This window comes from Oryzomonas sagensis (genome assembly GCF_008802355.1).
In the GTDB taxonomy this organism is placed as follows: domain Bacteria; phylum Desulfobacterota; class Desulfuromonadia; order Geobacterales; family Pseudopelobacteraceae; genus Oryzomonas; species Oryzomonas sagensis.
Map to the genome: position 1 here is coordinate 424,661 of NZ_VZRA01000001.1, position 20,850 is coordinate 445,510.

The 20,850-nt window shown below is 47.3% G+C and carries 18 protein-coding genes; all 18 read left to right on the forward strand.

The window, feature by feature from the left end; translation table 11 throughout:
* The first annotated feature begins 4 nt into the window (after positions 1–4).
* The 18 genes from cls (at position 5) to F6V30_RS02040 (ending at position 20,826) form a co-directional block, all read left to right on the forward strand.
* Positions 5–1,438 carry a cardiolipin synthase gene (gene cls, locus F6V30_RS01955; RefSeq protein WP_151154833.1) on the forward strand — a complete coding sequence of 478 codons (1,434 nt, stop codon included), beginning with the start codon at positions 5–7 and terminating at the stop codon, positions 1,436–1,438.
* A gap of 144 nt (positions 1,439–1,582) precedes the next feature.
* Positions 1,583–1,792 carry a GDP-mannose 4,6-dehydratase gene (locus tag F6V30_RS17305; RefSeq protein ID WP_275938127.1) on the forward strand — a complete coding sequence of 70 codons (210 nt, stop codon included), beginning with the start codon at positions 1,583–1,585 and terminating at the stop codon, positions 1,790–1,792.
* Positions 1,793–1,853: 61 nt separating this feature from the next.
* Positions 1,854–2,864 carry an NAD-dependent epimerase gene (locus tag F6V30_RS01965; protein ID WP_151154834.1) on the forward strand — a complete coding sequence of 337 codons (1,011 nt, stop codon included), beginning with the start codon at positions 1,854–1,856 and terminating at the stop codon, positions 2,862–2,864.
* A 35-nt stretch (positions 2,865–2,899) separates the two neighbouring features.
* Positions 2,900–4,183, forward strand: coding sequence for a nucleotide sugar dehydrogenase (locus F6V30_RS01970; protein WP_151154835.1), 1,284 nt, complete (start codon positions 2,900–2,902; stop codon positions 4,181–4,183).
* A 33-nt stretch (positions 4,184–4,216) separates the two neighbouring features.
* On the forward strand, positions 4,217–5,248 hold the full coding sequence (locus tag F6V30_RS01975) for an SDR family oxidoreductase (protein WP_151154836.1): 1,032 nt from the start codon (positions 4,217–4,219) through the stop codon (positions 5,246–5,248).
* Between the two features lie 49 nt (positions 5,249–5,297).
* Entirely contained in the window at positions 5,298–6,296 is a 999-nt protein-coding gene (locus F6V30_RS01980) for a glycoside hydrolase family protein (RefSeq protein WP_151154837.1), read from the forward strand.
* A 43-nt stretch (positions 6,297–6,339) separates the two neighbouring features.
* Positions 6,340–7,635, forward strand: a complete 1,296-nt coding sequence (gene murJ / locus F6V30_RS01985) for a murein biosynthesis integral membrane protein MurJ (protein ID WP_191965543.1) — start codon at positions 6,340–6,342, stop codon at positions 7,633–7,635.
* An 8-nt stretch (positions 7,636–7,643) separates the two neighbouring features.
* Positions 7,644–8,711 (forward strand): glycosyltransferase family 4 protein, encoded by a 1,068-nt coding sequence (locus F6V30_RS01990; protein ID WP_151154839.1) that lies wholly within the window; start codon positions 7,644–7,646, stop codon positions 8,709–8,711.
* Positions 8,705–10,048: an O-antigen polymerase gene (locus tag F6V30_RS01995; protein ID WP_151154840.1), complete on the forward strand. Its 1,344-nt coding sequence runs from the start codon at positions 8,705–8,707 to the stop codon at positions 10,046–10,048. The genes F6V30_RS01990 and F6V30_RS01995 overlap by 7 nt, the downstream gene beginning before the upstream one ends.
* Before the next feature lie 5 nt (positions 10,049–10,053).
* Positions 10,054–11,919, forward strand: a complete 1,866-nt coding sequence (gene asnB / locus F6V30_RS02000) for an asparagine synthase (glutamine-hydrolyzing) (RefSeq protein WP_151154841.1) — start codon at positions 10,054–10,056, stop codon at positions 11,917–11,919.
* 46 nt (positions 11,920–11,965) lie between these two features.
* Positions 11,966–13,096 (forward strand): glycosyltransferase family 4 protein, encoded by a 1,131-nt coding sequence (locus F6V30_RS02005; RefSeq protein WP_191965544.1) that lies wholly within the window; start codon positions 11,966–11,968, stop codon positions 13,094–13,096.
* A gap of 23 nt (positions 13,097–13,119) precedes the next feature.
* Positions 13,120–14,145: a nucleoside-diphosphate sugar epimerase/dehydratase gene (locus tag F6V30_RS02010; protein ID WP_151154843.1), complete on the forward strand. Its 1,026-nt coding sequence runs from the start codon at positions 13,120–13,122 to the stop codon at positions 14,143–14,145.
* Positions 14,142–15,266 carry a capsular polysaccharide biosynthesis protein CapF gene (locus F6V30_RS02015; RefSeq protein ID WP_151154844.1) on the forward strand — a complete coding sequence of 375 codons (1,125 nt, stop codon included), beginning with the start codon at positions 14,142–14,144 and terminating at the stop codon, positions 15,264–15,266. Before F6V30_RS02010 ends, F6V30_RS02015 begins: the two co-directional genes overlap by 4 nt.
* Complete coding sequence (wecB, locus tag F6V30_RS02020; RefSeq protein WP_151154845.1) at positions 15,263–16,390, forward strand: non-hydrolyzing UDP-N-acetylglucosamine 2-epimerase; 1,128 nt, start codon at positions 15,263–15,265, stop codon at positions 16,388–16,390. The genes F6V30_RS02015 and wecB overlap by 4 nt, the downstream gene beginning before the upstream one ends.
* Positions 16,391–16,405: 15 nt before the next feature.
* Positions 16,406–17,653 carry a glycosyltransferase family 4 protein gene (locus tag F6V30_RS02025; RefSeq protein ID WP_151154846.1) on the forward strand — a complete coding sequence of 416 codons (1,248 nt, stop codon included), beginning with the start codon at positions 16,406–16,408 and terminating at the stop codon, positions 17,651–17,653.
* The gene (locus tag F6V30_RS02030) at positions 17,650–17,910 is read left to right on the forward strand and encodes a hypothetical protein (RefSeq protein WP_246163132.1); all 261 of its coding nucleotides are present in this window, start codon (positions 17,650–17,652) and stop codon (positions 17,908–17,910) included. Before F6V30_RS02025 ends, F6V30_RS02030 begins: the two co-directional genes overlap by 4 nt.
* Positions 17,907–18,896 carry an MraY family glycosyltransferase gene (locus F6V30_RS02035; protein ID WP_151154847.1) on the forward strand — a complete coding sequence of 330 codons (990 nt, stop codon included), beginning with the start codon at positions 17,907–17,909 and terminating at the stop codon, positions 18,894–18,896. Before F6V30_RS02030 ends, F6V30_RS02035 begins: the two co-directional genes overlap by 4 nt.
* A gap of 1 nt (position 18,897) precedes the next feature.
* On the forward strand, positions 18,898–20,826 hold the full coding sequence (locus F6V30_RS02040) for a polysaccharide biosynthesis protein (protein ID WP_151154848.1): 1,929 nt from the start codon (positions 18,898–18,900) through the stop codon (positions 20,824–20,826).
* The last annotated feature ends 24 nt before the right edge of the window (positions 20,827–20,850 follow it).

Consider the following 20,850-nt stretch of genomic DNA (forward strand, 5'->3'; position numbering starts at 1 on the left):
CTCCATGGATCATGCCTTCATCGTCCTGTTCGCCCTCTGTGTCTGCCTGCTCTCGCTGGTCACGGCGGGGCACGCCCTGCTCCATAAACGCGATTCCCGTTCCGCCCTGGGCTGGATGAGCATCAGCCTGACGTTGCCGCTGCTTGGCCCATTCCTCTACTGGTGCCTGGGGGTCAACCGCATCTCCCGCCAAGCCCGGCGCTGGCAGGAAAGCGGCCGCAGACTCAGCGGAAGCGAGATACACCCCCTTAAGGACCCCGGCAGCGAGGCGGTGCGACTTCCTCTGGCCGCGGCACATCTGGATGACCTGCGCGTACTGGGGGACCGAGTGGTGCGCACCAGGCTGCGGGAGGGCAACAGGATCATCCCGCTGGTGGATGGCGAGGAAGCCTATCCGGCCATGCTGGCGGCCATCAGGCGGGCAGAGGAAAGCATCAATCTGAGCAGCTATATCTTCGACGCCGACGGCATCGGTGCCGAGTTCATCGATCAGCTCAAGGAGGCGACCGAACGGGGCGTTGCGGTGCGGATCATCATCGACGCCCTGGGGGAGAAGTACAGCCGCCACCTCCCCCGCACGGCCCTCGCAGGCACCCAGGTGCGCCTGGTCCGCTATCTTCCCCTGAGCCGGGGCGCCTACATCAACCTGCGCAACCACCGTAAACTGCTGATCATCGACGGGCGCGAGGCCTTCACCGGCGGCATGAATATCCGCAGCCGCCACCAACCGGCCTCCACCGACAGGGGCACCGCCATCCGGGACATGCACTTTTCCGTCCAGGGTCCGGTGGTGGCAGATCTGCAAAGGACCTTTCTGGAAGACTGGTATTTCGTTACCGGCGAACGTTTGGACGCGCCCTCCTTCTTTCCCCCCCTCGCTCCCCAGGGCAACTCCCTGGCCCGCGCCATCAGCGGCGGGCCGGATAACGAGTTCCGCAAACTCGAGCACATCATCATGGGGGTGCTCGCCTGCGCCAAGAAGTCCGTATGCATCATGACCCCTTACTTCATCCCCGACCGGCCGATGATCGCCGCCCTGATCACCACCGCCCTGCGCGGTGTGACTGTGCGCGTCGTCCTGCCCGGCCTCAACAACCTGCCGTTTGTCCACTGGGCCACCCGCGGGCTCTTATGGGAGCTTCTGGCCAACGGTATCAGGGTATTCTACCAGCCCCCACCCTTTGTCCATACCAAACTGTTTCTGGTGGATGACGTCTGGTCGCTGGTCGGCTCGGCCAATCTCGATTCCCGCAGCCTGCGCCTCAATTTCGAACTCAACCTGAGTGTTTTCGACGAGTCCTTTGCCGCCAGCCTCAAACGGCATTTCGAACAAGCCTTCGCCGCCTCCCACGAGGTCACCCAGGAGGAGATCGACGGCCGTTCTCTGCCCATCAGGCTCAGGGATAATTACGCGCGGCTCTTTTCACCCTATCTGTAGAGAGTTCATACGCCCACTCCGGGGTATCCGTACACAACCCAATAAATCCACGGTATTTTCTCATTTTATTTTTGCAATCATTACTGGCGGTATGTTATATCTAATAGCTTAGATTGGGCGTATACAGCCCCACAATATGCACGGCTGAACAGCGACCGCGCCACCGGCTGGGGTGTCATCCGGATCGATCCCAAATACTTCCGGCCGGCCGAGGTCGACCTGCTGCTGGGCGCCCCTTCCAAGGCGAAATGCCAGTTGGGTTGGGAGCAGAAAACGAGCTTCGATCAACTCGTGAACATGATGGTGGATGGCGATTTGCAGCAGGCGGAGCGGGAAATGCGGGCCAACGGTTAAGCTGCCGCTGGCCGGTCGTACATTGGCTACAGATTGTCCATTGGGCAGTGAGAGGTAAACCATGTCCAAGATTCTCGTAACCGGCGCTGCCGGGTTTATCGGCTTTCATCTTAGCAAGCGCCTGCTGGCCAGGAGCGACGAGGTCGTTGGCCTCGACAACCTCAACGATTATTACGACGTCCGGCTCAAACATGACCGGCTCAAGCAACTGGAGGAACAACCCGGCTTCCGGTTCGTCAAGACCTCCCTCGAAGACCGGGAGGCTATTGCCCGCCTCTTTTCCGACGAACGGTTCGACAAGGTTGTAAACCTGGCCGCCCAGGCCGGGGTACGGTACTCCCTCCAAAATCCCCACGCCTATATCGACAGCAACATCGTCGGCTTCATGAACATCCTGGAAGGGTGCCGCCACAACGACGTCAAACACCTCGTCTACGCCTCGTCCAGCTCGGTCTACGGCGCCAACACCCTGATGCCCTTCTCCGTGCACCACAACGTGGACCATCCGGTTTCCCTGTACGCCGCCACCAAAAAAGCCAACGAGCTGATGGCCCACACCTATTCCAGCCTGTACCACCTCCCCGCCACCGGCCTGCGCTTCTTTACCGTCTATGGCCCCTGGGGGCGGCCGGATATGGCGCTGTTCCTCTTCACCAAGGCAATCCTGGCGGGCAAACCGATCAATGTCTTCAACCAGGGCAAGATGCAGCGGGACTTCACCTACATCGACGATATCGTGGAAGGCGTGATGCGGGTCACAGATACCATACCGGTTCCAAGCTTATCATGGAATGGCGACCAGCCCGACCCCGGCACAAGTTATGCGCCGTACCGTCTTTACAACATCGGCAACAACAGCCCGGTGGAGCTCATGCGCTTTATCGAGGTACTTGAAGACCGCCTCGGTAAAAAGGCGGAAAAGAACCTGCTGCCTATCCAGGCCGGGGACGTGCCGGCGACCTATGCCGATGTGGATGATTTGATGAGGGATGTGGGGTTCAAGCCGGCAACCTCCATTGAGGAGGGGATTGGGCGGTTTGTGGAGTGGTATCGCGGGTATTATTGTATTTGAACATTACAACCATTAACCAAAGGACATAAATTTAGATGGAAACAAGAATAGTATCAGTTATTGGTCTGGGATATGTTGGCTTACCAGTTGCAGTTGCTTTTGGGAAACAGCGCAAGACAATCGGTTTTGACATCAACCCAATCAGAATCCAGGAGTTGAAAACTGGCTATGACCGCACTGCCGAGGTAACTTCAGAAGAACTTCTCTCCTCGAATATCCTTTTTACCGACAGTATTAATGAGCTTAGCCAAGCAGACTTTCATATCGTTGCCGTTCCTACGCCTGTGGATGAGGCGAACCAGCCTGACCTGACCCCCATGCTCAAAGCCTCGGAGACTGTCGGCAAAGCACTTAAACGGGGGGATATTGTTGTCTATGAGTCGACCGTTTATCCTGGAGTTACCGAGGATGAATGTGTTCCGGTATTGGAAAGGTTATCCGGGCTCGTATGTGGAAAGGATTTCACCGTAGGGTATAGTCCAGAAAGAATCAACCCCGGTGATAAGGAGCACACCTTTACGAAGATCAAGAAAATTGTCTCCGGCCAGGATGCGAAAACACTTGAAATTGTGGCGCAGGTCTATGAATCTGTCGTGCTTGCTGGTGTGCACAGGGCACCAAGTATAATGGTTGCAGAGGCGGCAAAGGTTATCGAAAACACCCAGCGCGACCTGAATATTGCCTTGATGAATGAACTGGCCATTATTTTTGACCATATGGGTATCGACACTCACGATGTTCTTGAGGCAGCCGGGACAAAGTGGAATTTTCTGCCGTTCAAACCAGGTCTAGTAGGTGGGCATTGCATCGGCGTCGATCCTTATTATCTTACACACAAAGCAGAAAAGATGGGCTATATTCCGCAGGTTATCCTTGCCGGCAGGAGGATCAATGACGGCATGGGCAAGTTTATTGCCCAGCGCACTGTTAAGGAGATGATTCGCGCCGGACATAACGTGTTGGGGGCAACAGTTACGGTGCTGGGACTGACTTTCAAGGAGGACTGCCCGGATCTGCGTAATTCCAAGGTGATTGATATTATAAATGAGCTTCAGGACTATGGTATTGCTGTCCAGGTATGCGATCCGTTGGCTGACCCCTCGGAGGCACTACACGAATATGATGTAAAGCTCATACCTTATAATGAACTTAAACCCGCTGCTTCCCTAATTATTGCCGTAGCGCACCATGAATACCTCAACCTTACCCCTCATGAGTTATTGCATCTCGCTCCATCACAACCAGTTATTTGTGATGTGAAAAACATCTATGACCGTCATGCCCTCGAACAGGCAGGCATGACGGTCTGGCGGCTCTAAAGGCCTCATTCTACAAGCAAGTCAGGGGAAACAATGTCCACACCGTATGACACGTGCAGAGACGCTCTACATAAAAAACCGAAACGCTGGTTAATTACGGGTACCGCTGGCTTTATCGGGTCCAATCTTCTTGAACACCTCCTAAAGCTGGATCAAACTGTCGTTGGGCTGGATAACTTTTCAACGGGAAAACAAAGTAATCTGGACGAAGTAAGGTCACTTGTCACTGCACAACAATGGCAACGCTTCAACTTTATTGAAGGCGACGTCCGCAATCTTCCGACCTGTCAGGCCTCATGCCGAGGTATTGACTATGTGCTCCATCAGGGTGCCTTGGGGTCAGTACCCCGTTCCATAGCCGATCCAATCGCCAGCACGGAGAACAACGTTAACGGTACGCTCAATATGCTGGTCGCGGCCAGGGACAACAAAATCAAGCGTTTTGTTTATGCCTCCAGCAGTTCAGTCTATGGCGACCATCCAGCGCTACCAAAGGTTGAAGAGCATATCGGCAATCCGCTTTCACCCTATGCCGTCTCCAAATTTGTCAATGAGTTACACGCTGCACAGTTTGCCTTACATTATGGTCTTGAGTGCATTGGACTACGCTATTTTAACGTATTCGGCCCGCGTCAAGATCCAAATGGTGCCTATGCAGCTGTTATTCCTAAATGGATTGCCGCCATGATCAAGGGAGAATCTGTAAAGATTAATGGCACCGGCGAAACCAGCCGTGATTTTTGTTATGTTGAGAATGTTGTACAGGCAAATATTTTGGCGGCGACAGTGGTTAATTCTGCAGCAGTCAATCAGATATACAATGTTGCTCTCAACGACCGCACTACTCTCTGTCAACTCTTTGCCAATATTCGTGATCTGTTAGCTGGCGAGTATGCACACCTTGCTGAGTTTAAGCCAGTTTATGGAGATTTTCGCACCGGCGATGTTATGCACTCGCAAGCGGATATAGGCAAAGTCTCGCAGTTGCTAGGCTATGAGCCTGCACATACCATTAAACAAGGCTTAGCCAGTGCTATTGAGTGGTATAAATTTAATTTAATTTAGAATTTTGCCTATGGATCTTCATTTTTTCCGCCTTTTCTGGAGCTAGTGTATGCTACAAAAATTCTTTTATGTATTGATCTTATGCTGTTGTTCCGCTTGTGGAAACGCAGACTCCCAAAGTAGTACGCCCTTTGAAGATGTTAAATTTGCTGAAGATAAAATGAGCCCAATTCTGGTGCCTGGATCTGCTGGGGCGTGGAATGAATTAAAAGCAGACACCGGTGATTCTTTATTGTTCAAGGACAGTAAATGGTGGCTATACCATAGCGGCCAAAACAGTTCTGCTACCAATCTAATTGGTTTACATATCAGCGATGGGCTTTCTTTAGAGGGACCTTGGAATGATTTGCCTAATAATCCTATTCTAGGGCTAGGTAGTCCAGGTGATTGGGACGAAAACGGGGTCGCACATCCCTCCGTCATTGAAAGAAGCGGACAAATCATGATGTATTATTCAGGGTTCGGCTTGGAAGGAGAACAGATCGGATTAGCAAATTCTACGGATGGGGTTTCTTTTACTAAATTTTCTGGGAACCCTGTCGTTAAACTTGGCGGAATGGGTGAATGGGATTCGGGGGGAGTAGACCACCCTTCAATTATTCATGATGGAAAACAATATGTTATGGCATACAGAGGATGGGCATCTGGAACTACTGATATACATAGCTCAATAGGAATTGCTACTAGTTATGATGGTATAAATTGGACTAAAAATCCATCAAACCCGGTATTGCGGCCCGGCCCTCCTGGCTCGTGGGATGACTACGGGGTATTAGCACCTAGGTTATGGTTCGACTCTGGAGTGTATAATATGAATTATAGCGGGAAACCCAATAATACCTTATTAAGTAGCATTGGCCATGCGCAGGCCACCTCACTAGCATCTTGGGTGAAAAGCAACAAAAATCCCATTATATATGCAGGAGACTATTCTTGGCATGAGCTTGAATGGGGGACTAATGTGAAAATAGGGAACGATTGGTTTATGCTTACTACGGCTTGGTATAATGACGGACGTACCGTACTTTGGGTTGGTAAGTTTAGTTAGCTCATTAATTTTGTATCAATAAAGGTGAAAAGGTGTAATAACTGTGCGGCTTGCAACTATACTTGGTAGCCTGACCGGCATAAATGTTCTACTCACGTTTATTTATCAGTGGTATATAGTTACAATAATTGGACCTGGCACTGAGACAGATTCCTTTTTTGCAAGCATGGTCGTCCCCCAACTCATCCTAACAGTAGTCACTGGCTCTTTAATATTTGTTCTAGTACCAATACTCGCAACAGAACAGGATGACTCTTTCCATCAAGAAACGTGGAACTTCTTTTTAGCAATTGGCGTATTGTTCTCCGTAACAACGGTAATACTATACCTAACCACGAATTACTGGGTGCCAATGACTGTACCTGGTTTTTCGCCCCACTCAAAAACCCTTACGATAGCTTTAACGAAAATACAACTTGTTGGCATGCTGTTCACCGCACTTGCAGGAGTTTTGGGCGCGGCATATAATGCAAAGCAGCAATTTGTATGGGTAAGTTTAAGCCCAGTGTTTTCAACGATTATTGGGTTAATCTTTCTCGTTTGCTTACTCCCTCGTATGGGGGTAATGGCAGCAGCATGGGCAATGGTACTTAAAATGTTTATCCAAATGGCATTACTTTTGCCAATTTTGGGTAAGTTTAAAAGGCTTGATTTTGAAAGCATCGCTTTCAAAAAAGCATGGACAAAACTTAAGCCCCTTTTATTAGGGAATACCTATTCAAAAACAGATCAATTGATTGATAGATTTTTGGCTTCTATGGCGCCAATGGGTGAACTTTCCCTTTTGCATTTATCACAACAGATCTATGGCGCCGGGAATCAGGTTATTACCTCTGCCATTGCAAGCCCAATGGTACCATTATTGGCACAGAAGGCCAGTAGTGGCGAGTGGAATACCTTTAAAGATATATCAAAAAAGCGTCTATCAGTTGTGGTATGGCTTACGGGTATTATTTTATTGGTTATCATAGTGATTGGTAGGCCAATTCTAAGTGTCGTTTTTGGTCATGGCCGTTTTTTAGCAGCCCAGTTACAATATTTCTGGCTGATTTTAATAGCACTCGCCGGGGTTTTGATTGGCGGCGCTATGGGGCAAATTCTTTCAACAAGTTTTTATGCTAAAGGAAATACACATACACCGACTAAAATTGGTGTTATCGGATTTAGTATTGGAATTGTCTTAAAGTTGACTGGCTTTAATTTGTTCGGAGTTATTGGTGTTGCACTTGCAAATAGCATATACCTTTTTCTTAACGCATTCATAATGCAATATTATTTAACAAAAAATTTAGAGATACTTATTCATGCACCTAATATCGTATCGAAAACTAGGTTCTAATAACTAAAATGATTAATGTCGCAGCATTAACAACAGGCAAAAATATTCCATCCTCTCGATTTCGTATACGGCAATACATAGAGCCGTTGAGGTCGCTTGGAATTGCTGTACATGATTACTGTCCCTTTTATGACGAAACTATGGGCTTTAAGAAACTATTAAATATTAGGAAGCGGTATGTCCCCCCTCTTGCTTTAGCTCAATTTTTACTCAAAGGTATTGCCCGAGTTCCTGGGATCATTGCGACTCATGCCTCTCAAATCACTTGGATTGAGCGAAATATTTTACCTGGATTTGAATTTCCAGTTTATTTGACCAAGTCTCCAAGAGTTCTTGATGTCGATGATGCTATTTGGATGTCATCCTTTATGTCTGGAACTTCTGCAAAAACATTGGCACGTAGTGTTGATGTTGTCATAGCCGGTAACACCTTTTTAGCAGATTGGTATTCAAATTATTGCCATAAGGTTTACGTGATACCAACGGCAATAGACTGCCATCGTTTTACCCCCCTCCAAAAAACTGATGTAAATACTGATAAACCATTTATTGTTGGTTGGACAGGAACATCCGGCAATTATAAATATTTAAAAATGATAGAAGCCCCATTAAAAAAATTCTTGTTGGGCCACAACAATGCTTATTTATTGATAGTTGCCGATAAACCGCCGAGTAACATAAATATCGATGGTCGTATAAAATTTGTTGAATGGACCCCAGAAATCGAATCATCAATATTGCATAGTTTTGATGTAGGAATCATGCCATTAACTGACGAAGATTGGGCACGAGGAAAATGTAGTTTTAAGTTGTTGCAATATATGGCTTCCGGTCTGCCGGTGATTGCATCACCGGTCGGAATGAACAAGGAAGTTATCAATGATAATGAAAATGGTTTTTTTGCTAACACTTCTAGTGAGTGGGTAGACTCATTAGAGACTTTATTCTCTGATCGGTCTTTGTGTTCACGTTATGGTGAATCTGGTCTTAAAATTGCCCGAGATCGATTTAGCCTTGAATCAAATGCGAAGTTAATAGCAACCATATTTAAGACATTAAGTGACAATTTATGTTAATTACACTTTTTTTTATCTCATTACTTTCTGTTTTAATTTTCCTTTTGTACGTTAAAGAAAAAATAATATATTACACTTTACTATCACCAGTATTTTGCTGCTTAATATCATTTTTAATAGTTTTTATAATGTATCCGTTTGGCATGGATTTTCTTAGAATCAAAACTATTTTAATTCTATTGTCTTTTCTTTTTGCTTTTTTCTGTTCTGAAGCATTTGTACCTAATATTTCAAATGTCAAGAATAAAGATCATAAAACTCAGCACATTGTTAAGAGTAAAGATATAAATAAACTATCAATGTTATTAATACTTATGCAATTAATTGCACTTTTTTCAGCTTATTTAACTCTTATGAAGGCAATAAACTTTGCAAAGTATGATACGGTGCTTTATGCAAGCACATCAATAACATCATCTCAAGCTATAATCAGAGGTGTTATGTCGAATGAAGATTATGGTATTCCAATTTGGCTTAAAATAATCAGTCAGTTTAAATATATAAATTACATAGCGCCATTATTTTTTATGGTACTTTCACATAAATCTACTAAAAATAAGTTTATTTGGTTTTTTTCAACAATATTAGCATGTTGTTATTCTGTATTTTTTTTAGAGAGGAGTGGTATTTTTAGAATTATCGTATTAAATAGCATGTTCTGGTATTACTGGTACAAGCCTAGTATTAAAACTGTAGGATTAAAAATGTTTAGTGCCATAGTTGTGCTGGTACCAGTTTTTAATTTAATTTTATTGCTTCGAGGGCAGGCAGATTCTGGTGGAGGAAATATATACACATACTTTGTTGGCGCATTAGCAGGTTTAGATTCATTTGTGAGTGGAAATACTGGCATAGTAGACAGTCTGTCTTTTAACGAAATTTATGTTACAGCTGGAGGGTATTCTTTTGGAGATGCTCCAATAGGCCAAGAAACCCTGACAGAGCTATTTAAATTTGTTAATAATATATTGCAGCTTGGGTATACTATACAGACTAACCAAGAATATATATATAGTCCTATTCAAACTAACGTTTACACTGCTATTAGAGCCTTCTACCAAGATTATGGATTTTTAGGGATACCTTTTGTATTCATCTTGGGGATTGTAACAAACTATATTCATCGTTATTGTATGAATAATAAGACCATTTGGTCTGGATATATAATAGCATATTTATGTTATGTTGCTATATACTCCGTGATAGCATATAATTTTCTTATTCGTGATATTTTAGTGCCATATATAATTTTGCTCATTCTCACGCATTACACAAAATCGAAAAAATTTATTTTTTGTAGAATAGCAGATATGAAATTAAATTCGTTGAAAGCGTGACTAGAATGTGTGGAATATTAGGGGTAATAAATAGCGGTACAATTGATAGGATCCTAGTTAGCAAAGCGCTTGGGTTGCTTGCTAAAAGAGGACCAGATGATTTTGGAGAATGGCAAGAATCCGGCGTTTATTTTGGGCATCGCAGGTTATCAGTGATTGATTTGGCAAAAACTGGTCACCAACCGATGGTGTCATTTGATCACCGTTTTGTAATAGTCTTTAATGGAGAAATCTATAATTATAAAGAAGTTCGGTGTTTATTAGAACCTTCTGTTAGTAATTGGAATAGCGATAGTGACACGGAAGTAATTTTGGCTGCTTATGCAAAATGGGGGACAAACTGCCTTAAATATTTTCATGGCATGTTTGCTTTTGCCATTTGGGATCGAAAAGATAAAGTACTTTTTGCAGCACGAGATCGCATGGGCATAAAGCCTTTTTATTACCACTATTCTTCATCTTGTTTTGCCTTTTCCTCTAGGCCCCGTTCGTTGTTTTATCTTGAACCTGCATTGTCAAAAGAAATAGACGAGCAGGGGCTTCGATTTTACCTGGAGGCGGGGTATGTGCCGGCTCCTCACTCCATTTACAAAGACGTGCGCAAACTCCCACCCGCTCATTATCTATTAGTTGATAAGAAAGGGTTACGGCTTGAACGATATTGGGATTATCGTCATATTCAGCCAGAATTGTCCTGGGTTCATCGAAGTGAAGAAGAGTTGCTCGATGAACTCGACAGGCTTGTTTCACGGTCGGTTGAATCTCGCTTGATAAGTGATGTACCGCTGGGAGCATTTTTATCGGGTGGAATAGATAGTTCATTGGTCGTGGCGATCATGGCCAAGCGTTTGTCGCAACCGGTTAAAACATTTACTATCGGCTTTGCGGATAAAGCTTATGATGAAAGCTCTCATGCGCTGGCTGTTGCGGAGTGCTTGGGCACAGAGCATCACTGTGAACATCTGCAGGTGAATGACCTTCTCCAACTTCTGCCCACCTTTCAAGAGGAATACGATGAACCCTTTTTCGACAGCTCGGCATTTCCTGTCATGGCGGTATCACGACTAGCGCGTAAACACGTGACTGTAAGCCTTTCTGGCGATGGAGGTGATGAACTTTTTGGTGGATACCACTACTACCAGATTGCTCAGAAGATAAATCATTTTTTCGATCTGCCTCCACAGTTGCGTTCAGTGATTACTTCCTTGATAGAAAGGTTGCCGCAGCATAAGTTTAAACTTTTATCTGGTGCCCTGCGTCAGCCTGATAGAGCATCAGCCTTTGCTTTTTCCAGAAGTATTGCAAAGGATTTTGGAGGAGTGCTTACCCTCGATCTCATTGAGCGAACGAAGAGTATATATGCACTTTTTTCTTCGGCTGCAGAAATTTTCCCGAGGGAGTTGCACCCTAGTGAACAGGGGATGCGACTTGATGCATTCTACACGCTTCCCGATGACTATCTGCAAAAAGTTGATGTTGCAAGCATGGCATTTTCTCTGGAGTCCAGGGACCCGCTGCTTGATCAGGATTTGATAGAATGGGCTATGAAGCTGCCGCTTCAGTGGAAGCTTCGGGGGGGCGTGAACAAATACTTACTCAGGAAATTGGCTTATCGTTACGTACCCCAAAGAATATTAGACCGACCCAAGCAGGGTTTCGGTGTCCCTATTGACAGTTGGTTACGCGGGCCACTTGAGTCATGGGCAGAGGATCGCCTCTATGACAAGACCTTATTTAGCAAGGTTCCTCTTGATCAGTCTGCCGTGCTTGCCCTCTGGAAGATGCATAAATCAGGCAAGCGCAATGTTCATCCATTATTATGGGCAATCCTCATGTTCTTGAATTTTTTTGACCGCTACGGGGCCGAATGAATGGCACGCTAAAATGGACGGCAATCATAATTCCGGGGCCACACACATGAAGATCGTTATCAATGCTTTTTCCGCACGACGCGGAGGCGGACAGACATATCTGCTTAATCTCCTACAATATCTTGAAGATTGTTCAGGACTGGACATTTTCATTTTTTGCCCGGATACTCTGAGGTTCCCTGATCATCCTGCAGTCAAAAGGTTGACTACAAGCTGGCCAATAGAGAACCCTCTTTTACGCGCGTTGTGGGAAAAGTTTGTGTTATCTAAAATCCTTAAGGAAATTGATGCAGATATTCTCTTTTGCCCTGGTGGCCTTATAAACACCAGAGCTCCAAAAAGGTGCAAGACTGTCACCATGTTCAGAAACATGATCCCTTTTGACATGTCAGTTCGCCAAAAATATCCTCTTGGCCTGATGCGGATTAGAAACTGGCTGCTTGAACACTCCATGCTTTCGAGCATGATGAAGGCTGATATGGTGATTTTCATATCCGAATTCGCCCGCAAAGTCATCGAAGAAAAATCCCATGGTCACCTCAGAAAGGCGGTGACAATCCCACATGGTATTAATGACCATTTTAAAATAGACAACCTTCCATCCAAACCCAAATGGTTGCCGGATTGCGAATACCTTCTGTATGTTTCAATTTTTGATGTTTATAAAAATCAGATGGAAGTTGTGCGTGGTTATCATCTGTTGAAGTCTCGGCGCGAGATGAAGGAAAAACTCATTCTGGCTGGACATTGTACTGCAGCATATGCATTAAAGGTGATGGAGGAGATTCAACGTCTTGGTTTGAAGAATGATGTTATCCTGACTGGAAATATCGCCTATCAGGAATTGCCTGCCGCGTATGCCCATGCTAAAATCAACATCTTTGCTTCAACTTGTGAAAATTGTCCGAACATCCTCCTAGAGGCGATGGGGGCTGGACGGCCCCTGTTAATATCTGGCATTCAGCCAATGCCGGAATTTGGTGGTGAGGCAGCAGTTTATTTTGATCCGTTCGATCCAGAAGATTTTGCCAGACAAATAATGTCAATTATTGATGCTCCCGAGGAGTTGGACCGACTTGGACGCATGGTGGCGAAACGCGCAGAGAAGTATGACTGGAAAGAAACTGCCCATCGCACATGGCAAGCAATTAGAGAATTGGCTCTTTCCGGCAAATGAACGCAATTAGAACTGAGGTAAGTATGTTTAAAAACAAAACACTACTGATAACTGGTGGAACCGGTTCATTTGGTAATGCTGTGCTCCGACGTTTTCTCAATACTGGCATTAAGGAAATTCGTGTGTTCAGCCGCGACGAAAAAAAACAGGAAGACATGCGTATCGAACTGAATAGCAGCAAAGTCAAGTTCTATATCGGCGATGTACGCAACTATAACAGCCTGCACTCGGCCATGCATGATGTGGATTATGTCTTCCATGCAGCAGCTCTCAAACAAGTTCCATCCTGCGAATTTTACCCCTTAGAAGCTGTGAGGACCAACATTCTGGGTACAGAGAACATGTTGAATGCGGCGCTAGACAACAAGGTGAAAAAGGTGATTTGCCTAAGTACTGACAAGGCGGTTTACCCGATCAACGCCATGGGTATTTCCAAGGCGATGATGGAAAAGCTGATGGTCGCCAAGGCCCGCACAACAGATACCTCACAAACAATTATTTGTGGCACACGGTATGGTAATGTTATGGCGTCCAGAGGTTCTGTAATTCCTCTCTTCATTAAACAGATTCGTGAGGGTAAGCCGCTAACCGTGACCGATCCCAACATGACCAGATACCTCATGTCGCTTGAAGACGCCGTAGATTTGGTTGTTTACGCCTTTAAAAATGCACGCCAAGGCGATATCTTTGTTCAGAAAGCCTCGGCATCAACGATCATGGATTTAGCGATCGCAGTACGAGAGATTTTCAAAGCCGACAATGAGATCAAGATCATCGGGACCCGGCATGGCGAGAAGCTTTACGAGACCCTTTTGACGCGTGAAGAGAAAAACAAGGCCGAAGATCTTGGGGGGTATTACCGGATTGTACCTGATGGCCGTGATTTGAACTATGGCAAGTACTTCACCGAAGGCGAAGAGAAGATTGCAGAAATCGAGGACTATAATTCTCACAATACCCGCCGGTTGAATGTCGGAGGGGTTAAAGAGTTGTTGTTGAAGCTTGACTATATCCAGCAAGAGCTTGCTGCTTCAGGAATCGGGCAATGAAGACCGTTCTCATAACAGGGTCAGAAGGCTTTATAGGCAAAAATTTGAGGGCAACACTCCAGGGCAGAGAGGATGTGCGCATCATTTGTTTCGATGTGAAGCATGATCACACCAAGCTCCCAGCCCTTCTCTCCCAGGCTGATTTCGTATTTCATCTGGCAGGTGTGAACCGTCCGCAAAATACGGAAGATTTTCGCACCGGAAATACCAGCCTGACTGAGCAGATTTGCCGTTCTCTTGCTAATAGCGGCAAAATTGTACCGATTGCCATAACCTCATCGATCCAGGCTGCCCTGGATAACCTCTACGGGGCCAGCAAACGAGGGGCAGAAGAGGCGGTTTTTTCCTATGGCCGGGAAACCGGAGCGGCAGTGCATGTGTTCCGCCTTCCCAATGTCTTTGGCAAATGGTGCCGTCCCAACTACAACTCTGTCGTTGCAACCTTTTGCAACAACATCGCCAATGGTCTCCCTATTCAGCTCAATGATCCGAATGTAGTGATGAATCTGGTTTACATCGACGACGTTGTGCGAGCATTCGTCTCACTCCTAGATGGCATTGTTGTGATGCGGGATGTTTTTTGTGTTGTAGAACCGGTGCATACCATCAAGTTGGGATATATTGTAGAACTAATCCGCTCCTTCCAAGCAAGTCGTGACCTGAAAAGCATCCCAAACATGGCCGATCCGTTTGTAAAAAAGTTGTACAGTACATATCTCAGTTATCTGCCCAAAAATCAGTTCAGCTATCAACTTAAGATGAATATTGATAAGCGTGGTTCCTTTACCGAGTTTATCAAGACTCCCGATCGTGGGCAGGTGTCGGTCAATATCTCCAAGCCGGGCATTACCAAGGGCAACCACTGGCATCATACCAAAAACGAGAAATTCCTTGTGGTTAGTGGCCAAGGGATAATTCGCTTCAGGCGTGTTGGAAGTAACGATATTATCGAGTACCCTGTTTCCGGCGACAAGCTGGAGGTGGTGGATATCCCTACCGGCTATACCCACAACATCAGCAACACAGGTACAACTGACCTAGTGACCGTGATGTGGTGCAATGAAATGTTTGATCCTGAGAACCCTGATACTTTTTTTGAACCCGTGGAGCGTGGAGTATGAAGAAAATGAAAGTGATGACTATTGTCGGTACGCGCCCGGAGATCATCCGCCTTTCCCGCGTCATGACCTGTCTCGATCAATATGGCGATCACGTTCTGGTGCATACCGGCCAGAACTATGACTATGAGCTGAATGAAATTTTCTTCCATGACTTGGAAGTGCGAAAGCCGGACCATTTCCTAAATGCGGCCGGGGCAAATGCTGCCGAAACAATCGGTCAGATGATCATCAAGGTAGATCAGTTGCTGGAACAGGAAAAACCGGAAGCAGTCCTAATACTGGGTGATACCAACAGTTGTCTGGCAGCCATCCCGGCCAAACGTCGAAAGATTCCCATCTTCCACATGGAGGCTGGTAATCGTTGTTTTGATCAACGTGTTCCGGAAGAGACCAACCGCAAGATTGTCGACCATATTAGCGATATCAACATGACCTACAGTTCGATTGCCCGTGAATATCTACTGAGAGAGGGGTTACCACCGGACAGGATTATCAAGACAGGCAGCCCGATGTTCGAGGTATTGAATCACTATATGATAAAAATTGATGCATCTGATGTGCTGTCCCGGTTGGGGCTGACTCCGCAGGAATATTTTGTAGTAAGTGCCCACCGTGAAGAAAACATTGATTCTGAAATAAATCTGGTTAAGCTTGCAGCGATACTGAACGGTGTTGCGGAGCATTACGACAAAAGAATCATCGTTTCCACACATCCTCGAACAAGAAATCGAATTGAGTCAAGGGGGTTGATTTTTCATAAAAAGGTCGAGTTATTAAAACCACTCGGTTTTATGGATTATGTGCATCTGCAAAAACATGCGTACGCCGTCTTGTCTGACAGTGGTACGATAACGGAAGAATCGTCGATTCTCAATTTCCCTGCACTCAACATACGTGAAGCTCATGAGCGTCCTGAAGGGATGGAAGAGGCATCCGTAATGATGGTTGGGCTAGAGTTTGAACGTGTTATGCAAGGGCTCGCCGTGCTTGAGGACCAGCAACGTGGATCGGATAGAACACTATGCCAGGTCGGCGACTATTCCATGCCCAATGTTTCGGACAAGGTAGTGAGAATTATTGTAAGTTACACCGACTATGTAAATCGTGTAGTTTGGAAAAAATAGAAAAGGGCGGTGTGAGTGCACATTCTTGTAGTTACTCAATACTTCTGGCCTGAAAATTTTAGGATAAATGATCTGGTTTCCGGCCTTATAGGGCGAGGCCATCGGGTAACCGTGTTAACAGGCATTCCTAACTATCCGGAAGGCAAATATTATGACGGCTATGGGCCATTTCAGAAGCATGAACAAGAATATGCTGGCGCCCGGGTGGTTCGCGTGCCGATACTCTCGAGAGGAAAGGGCAGAGGATTCCGGTTAACGTTGAATTATCTCTCTTTCGTAATCAGTGCGTGCCTTTTAGGCCCCTTACGTTGCCGGAATAATTATGATCTCATATTTGTTTTTGGGCTATCCCCCATAACCCTAGTGTTGCCAGCATTATTTTTCAAAAAAATACATAAAATTCCCCTAATGCTCTGGGTACAGGACCTCTGGCCGGAAAGTCTGATTGCGGCAGGGGCGGTTTCATCACCCGCAGTAATTGGCATGGTTGGCAGACTGGTTAAGCTTATTTATAACCGTTGTGATCGGATTTTGATAACCTCACGTGCATTTGTTTCCTCAATAATCCAATATGTTAACGATAATGGCCAGATTTGCTACCTCCCTCAGTACGCTGAAGACGTTTACCACGTTGTTAACCCCTTTGACAATACACCGGAACGCTTGTTAATACCGGAAGGCTTTGTCGTTATGTTCGCCGGAAATATCGGCGCAGCCCAGGATTTCGAAACAATAATCTCTGCAGCAGCACAATTGAGAGAGTATAAGGATATTCACTTCGTAGTCCTTGGCGATGGACGAATGCGTCAATGGGTTGAAGGTGAAATATCAAGATTACAACTTTCTGACACCTTTCACTTGTTAGGACGTTATCCCCTAGAATCCATGCCATACTTTTTTTCACTGGCTGATGCGATGCTGGTAACACTTAAGAAAAATCCTATTTTTTCTCTTACAATTCCAGCAAAGATCCAATCATATCTCGCGTGCGGCAGGCCTATCATAGCCGCCCTTGATGGTGAAGGCGCAAGAATAATTGAAGAGGCTGCCGCAGGCTATACCTGTACCACGGAAGACCCTACTGCACTTGCTGCCACCATCCTGCAAACTCGGAATACCTTAGACGATCAACGGCGACTAGCGGGGGAAAACGGCCTGAAGTATTATCGAACTCATTTTGATAGGAACATGCTGATTGACCGTCTTGAACTGTGGATGAAACAACTGGTAGCTGAAAACAAGAAAAAAAGTGCCGATCTATGAATATGCTTGTCACCGGTGCAACGGGCTTTGTTAAACATTTCCCCTACAAACAATTGTTGCCGTTTCCTACTTCTCTCATGCGCATTGCCGGCAAGCTGGCCGGTAAGAGTGCAGCGGTCAATCGGCTCACCGGCTCGCTAACGGTGGACAGCTCAAAAATCCGGCAAGAACTGGGCTGGGCGCCTCCCTTTACGATGGAAGAGGGGCTTCGGGAGACAGCGGAGTGGTATAAGCAACGAGTGGAGACCAAAAGGTGACTGGATGCAACGATCTCTCGACTATTTTAGGCGGTGCCTTTCTCCTTGGACTCCTCGGTGCATGGCTCACGTCGCATTATGCCTATCGCTTCGGCCTGCTGGACATCCCCAACAACCGAAGCTCCCATGAACTTCCCACGCCGCGTGGCGGCGGCATCGGTATCCTGGCGGCACTCATCGTATCGGCACTCTATCTGCACGTTCCAACATTTTTCTGGCTTCCGGCGATCCTCCTTTCGCTGGCAAGCTTTTTTGATGACCGGCAGGGTCTATCGCCGCGAACACGTTTGATTCTGCAATTTGCAGCGTCTCTCGCCGTGCTGTTCCCGCAGCTCCTTGCCTTTCCCTCCTCACCAGTCACCTCTTACCTGCTGTTACCCGTTGCATGCCTATTTATGGCCGGTACCGCCAATTTCTATAATTTTATGGACGGCATCAACGGCATCGCCGGCATAACCGGCTTCGTGGGCTTTGCACTTTTGGGCATATTTGCCGGTCTGACAACACAAGCAGAGCCCTACCGCATGCTGGCATTTTCACTCAGCGCCGCCTGCCTCGGTTTCCTTCCGATGAATATGCCGCGGGCCAGGGTTTTCATGGGAGATGTGGGCAGTGTGCTACTTGGCTTTATGTTTGCCGCATTTTGCATCTTGCTTTCGACATCCTTTGGCGATTTCATCGTGCTTGCCGGGTGCCTGTTTCCATTTTATGCCGACGCACTGACAACATTGGCGGTTCGGTGGCGCGACGGGGACCGTCTTTCCCTGGCCCACCGCAGACACCTCTATCAGTTGTTTGCAAATCAGATGAACGTCCCTCACTGGCGGGTCGCCGTCGGTTATGGTATACTGCAACTTTTGGTTGGCTCCAGCATGTTGGCCCTGCGAAAAACCGGCCCTATCGCTACAATTCCTTTGGGGCTTGTTCTTTTTGGGTGTTGGTGGTCGGCAATGTCGCGGGTACGCACCCGTGTGGAGGTTAAATAGCATGTACAATAAGCGCAGAATAATGGTGTTCCTGTGCGATGTTTTTCTCGTCAGCACCTCACTCTGCCTGGCATTCCTGCTCCGTTTCGATTTTTCCATTCCGCCCCAGGAACTCCACCTCTTCCGGGAGTGTCTGCTCGTCGTGCTGGTAGTCAAACCGCTGGTTTTCATCTCCATCGGCTTCTATAAGAGCATGTGGCGCTACGCATCCCTGCAGGATGGCATTGAGATATTCAAAGCTGTCACCCTCTCCTCCATTCTTTCGATATTTGCGGTCGTCTTCTTCAGACAGTTCGCCCCGGTCCCCCGTTCCATTTTTCTGCTCGACTGGTTTCTGCTTCTTTCCTTTGTCGCCGCCAGCAGGCTTTTATGGCGCATCTATCGGGAAAGCTACGTCCTTGGCAAAAACTGCGAGGGGCCGCGCACCCTTATTGTTGGCGCCGGAGAGGCCGGCAGCATGCTGCTCAAGGAGATTCGGCGGCACCCCCACACGGCCTATAACGTGGTCGGCTTTGTTGACGACGATCCCGAGAAGAAAGGCATGAAGCTACACGGCATCCCGGTACTGGGAGCGACGAGACACCTGAAGGCCCTGATCCGCATGAATGATGTCGAAGACGTGATCATTGCCATGCCCTCGGCCGGCGGGAAGATAATCCGCGAGATCGTCAGCTCGTACCAGAATGCCCATGTGACGTTCAGGACCCTGCCCAGCATCGGCGAGTTGATTGACGGAAAACTTTCGGTATCCCAGATCAAGAAGGTGGATATCGAGGACCTGTTGGGGAGAGAGCCGGTTGTGCTGGACAGGGGGCTCATCGGCAACTACCTGACCGGCAGGCACGTTCTGGTTACCGGCGCGGCCGGAAGTATCGGCAGCGAAATATGCCGCCAGGTAGCACACTTCAAGCCGGCCAAACTTATCATGCTCGAACAGGCGGAGACTCCGCTTTACAAGATCGAAATGGAGCTTGCCGCAAACTTTCCAGACCTACGGTTACTTCCGCTTATTGCCGATGTTCGGGACCGGGACAAGGTCGGGGCCATATTTGAGGAGTTCGCGCCCGACGTGGTGTTCCACGCCGCAGCGTACAAGCACGTGCCGATGATGGAATACAACCCGGCCCAGGGAGTGCTCAACAATATATTCGGTTCCAAGAATGTCGCCGACGCGGCCCACAGGCATAACGTCAAGAACTTTGTCATGATCTCCACCGACAAGGCGGTCAACCCGACCAACGTGATGGGGGCCACCAAGAGGGCTGCTGAGATCTACATCCAGGCGCTCTCCCGCATCAGCGCCACCAAGTTCACAACGGTCCGCTTCGGCAACGTGCTGGGGAGCAATGGGAGTGTGATCCCGCTCTTCAAGGAGCAGATTGCCAAAGGCGGCCCGGTGACCGTTACCGATAAGCGGGTGATTCGCTATTTTATGACCATCCCCGAAGCCAGTCAGCTTGTCCTGCAGGCCGGCAGTCTGGGGACCGGCAGCGAAATTCTGGTGCTGGACATGGGCGATCCGGTCCGCATCATTGACCTGGCCGAAGAGTTAATCCACTTGTCGGGGCTTACGCCGTACGAGGACATCGACATCGTTTTTACCGGCTTGCGGCCGGGCGAAAAACTGTTTGAGGAACTGCTCTTGGATGGTGAGGGCATCATGCCGACCTCGCATGACAAAATCAAAGTGCTTGCGCCGGTGCAGATCGCCCTTGAGCCGGTTGTAGAACAATTGGAAGCACTCTATGCCGCAGCCCGTTCCAATGACGTTATTGCTTTAATGGAAGGGTTGAGACGGTTAATCCCCGAGTTCCGCCCCACGTATTCGTTCCAAGGAGAGGCCCCAGCGGCATTTCAGAGGGTGCGCCCCGACCTGTTTGCATCCACTTTGACGAGGAATGCTAAAATTCTACCCATCAGGACGTCATAAAGGATTACCGTGCAAAACTGTTTT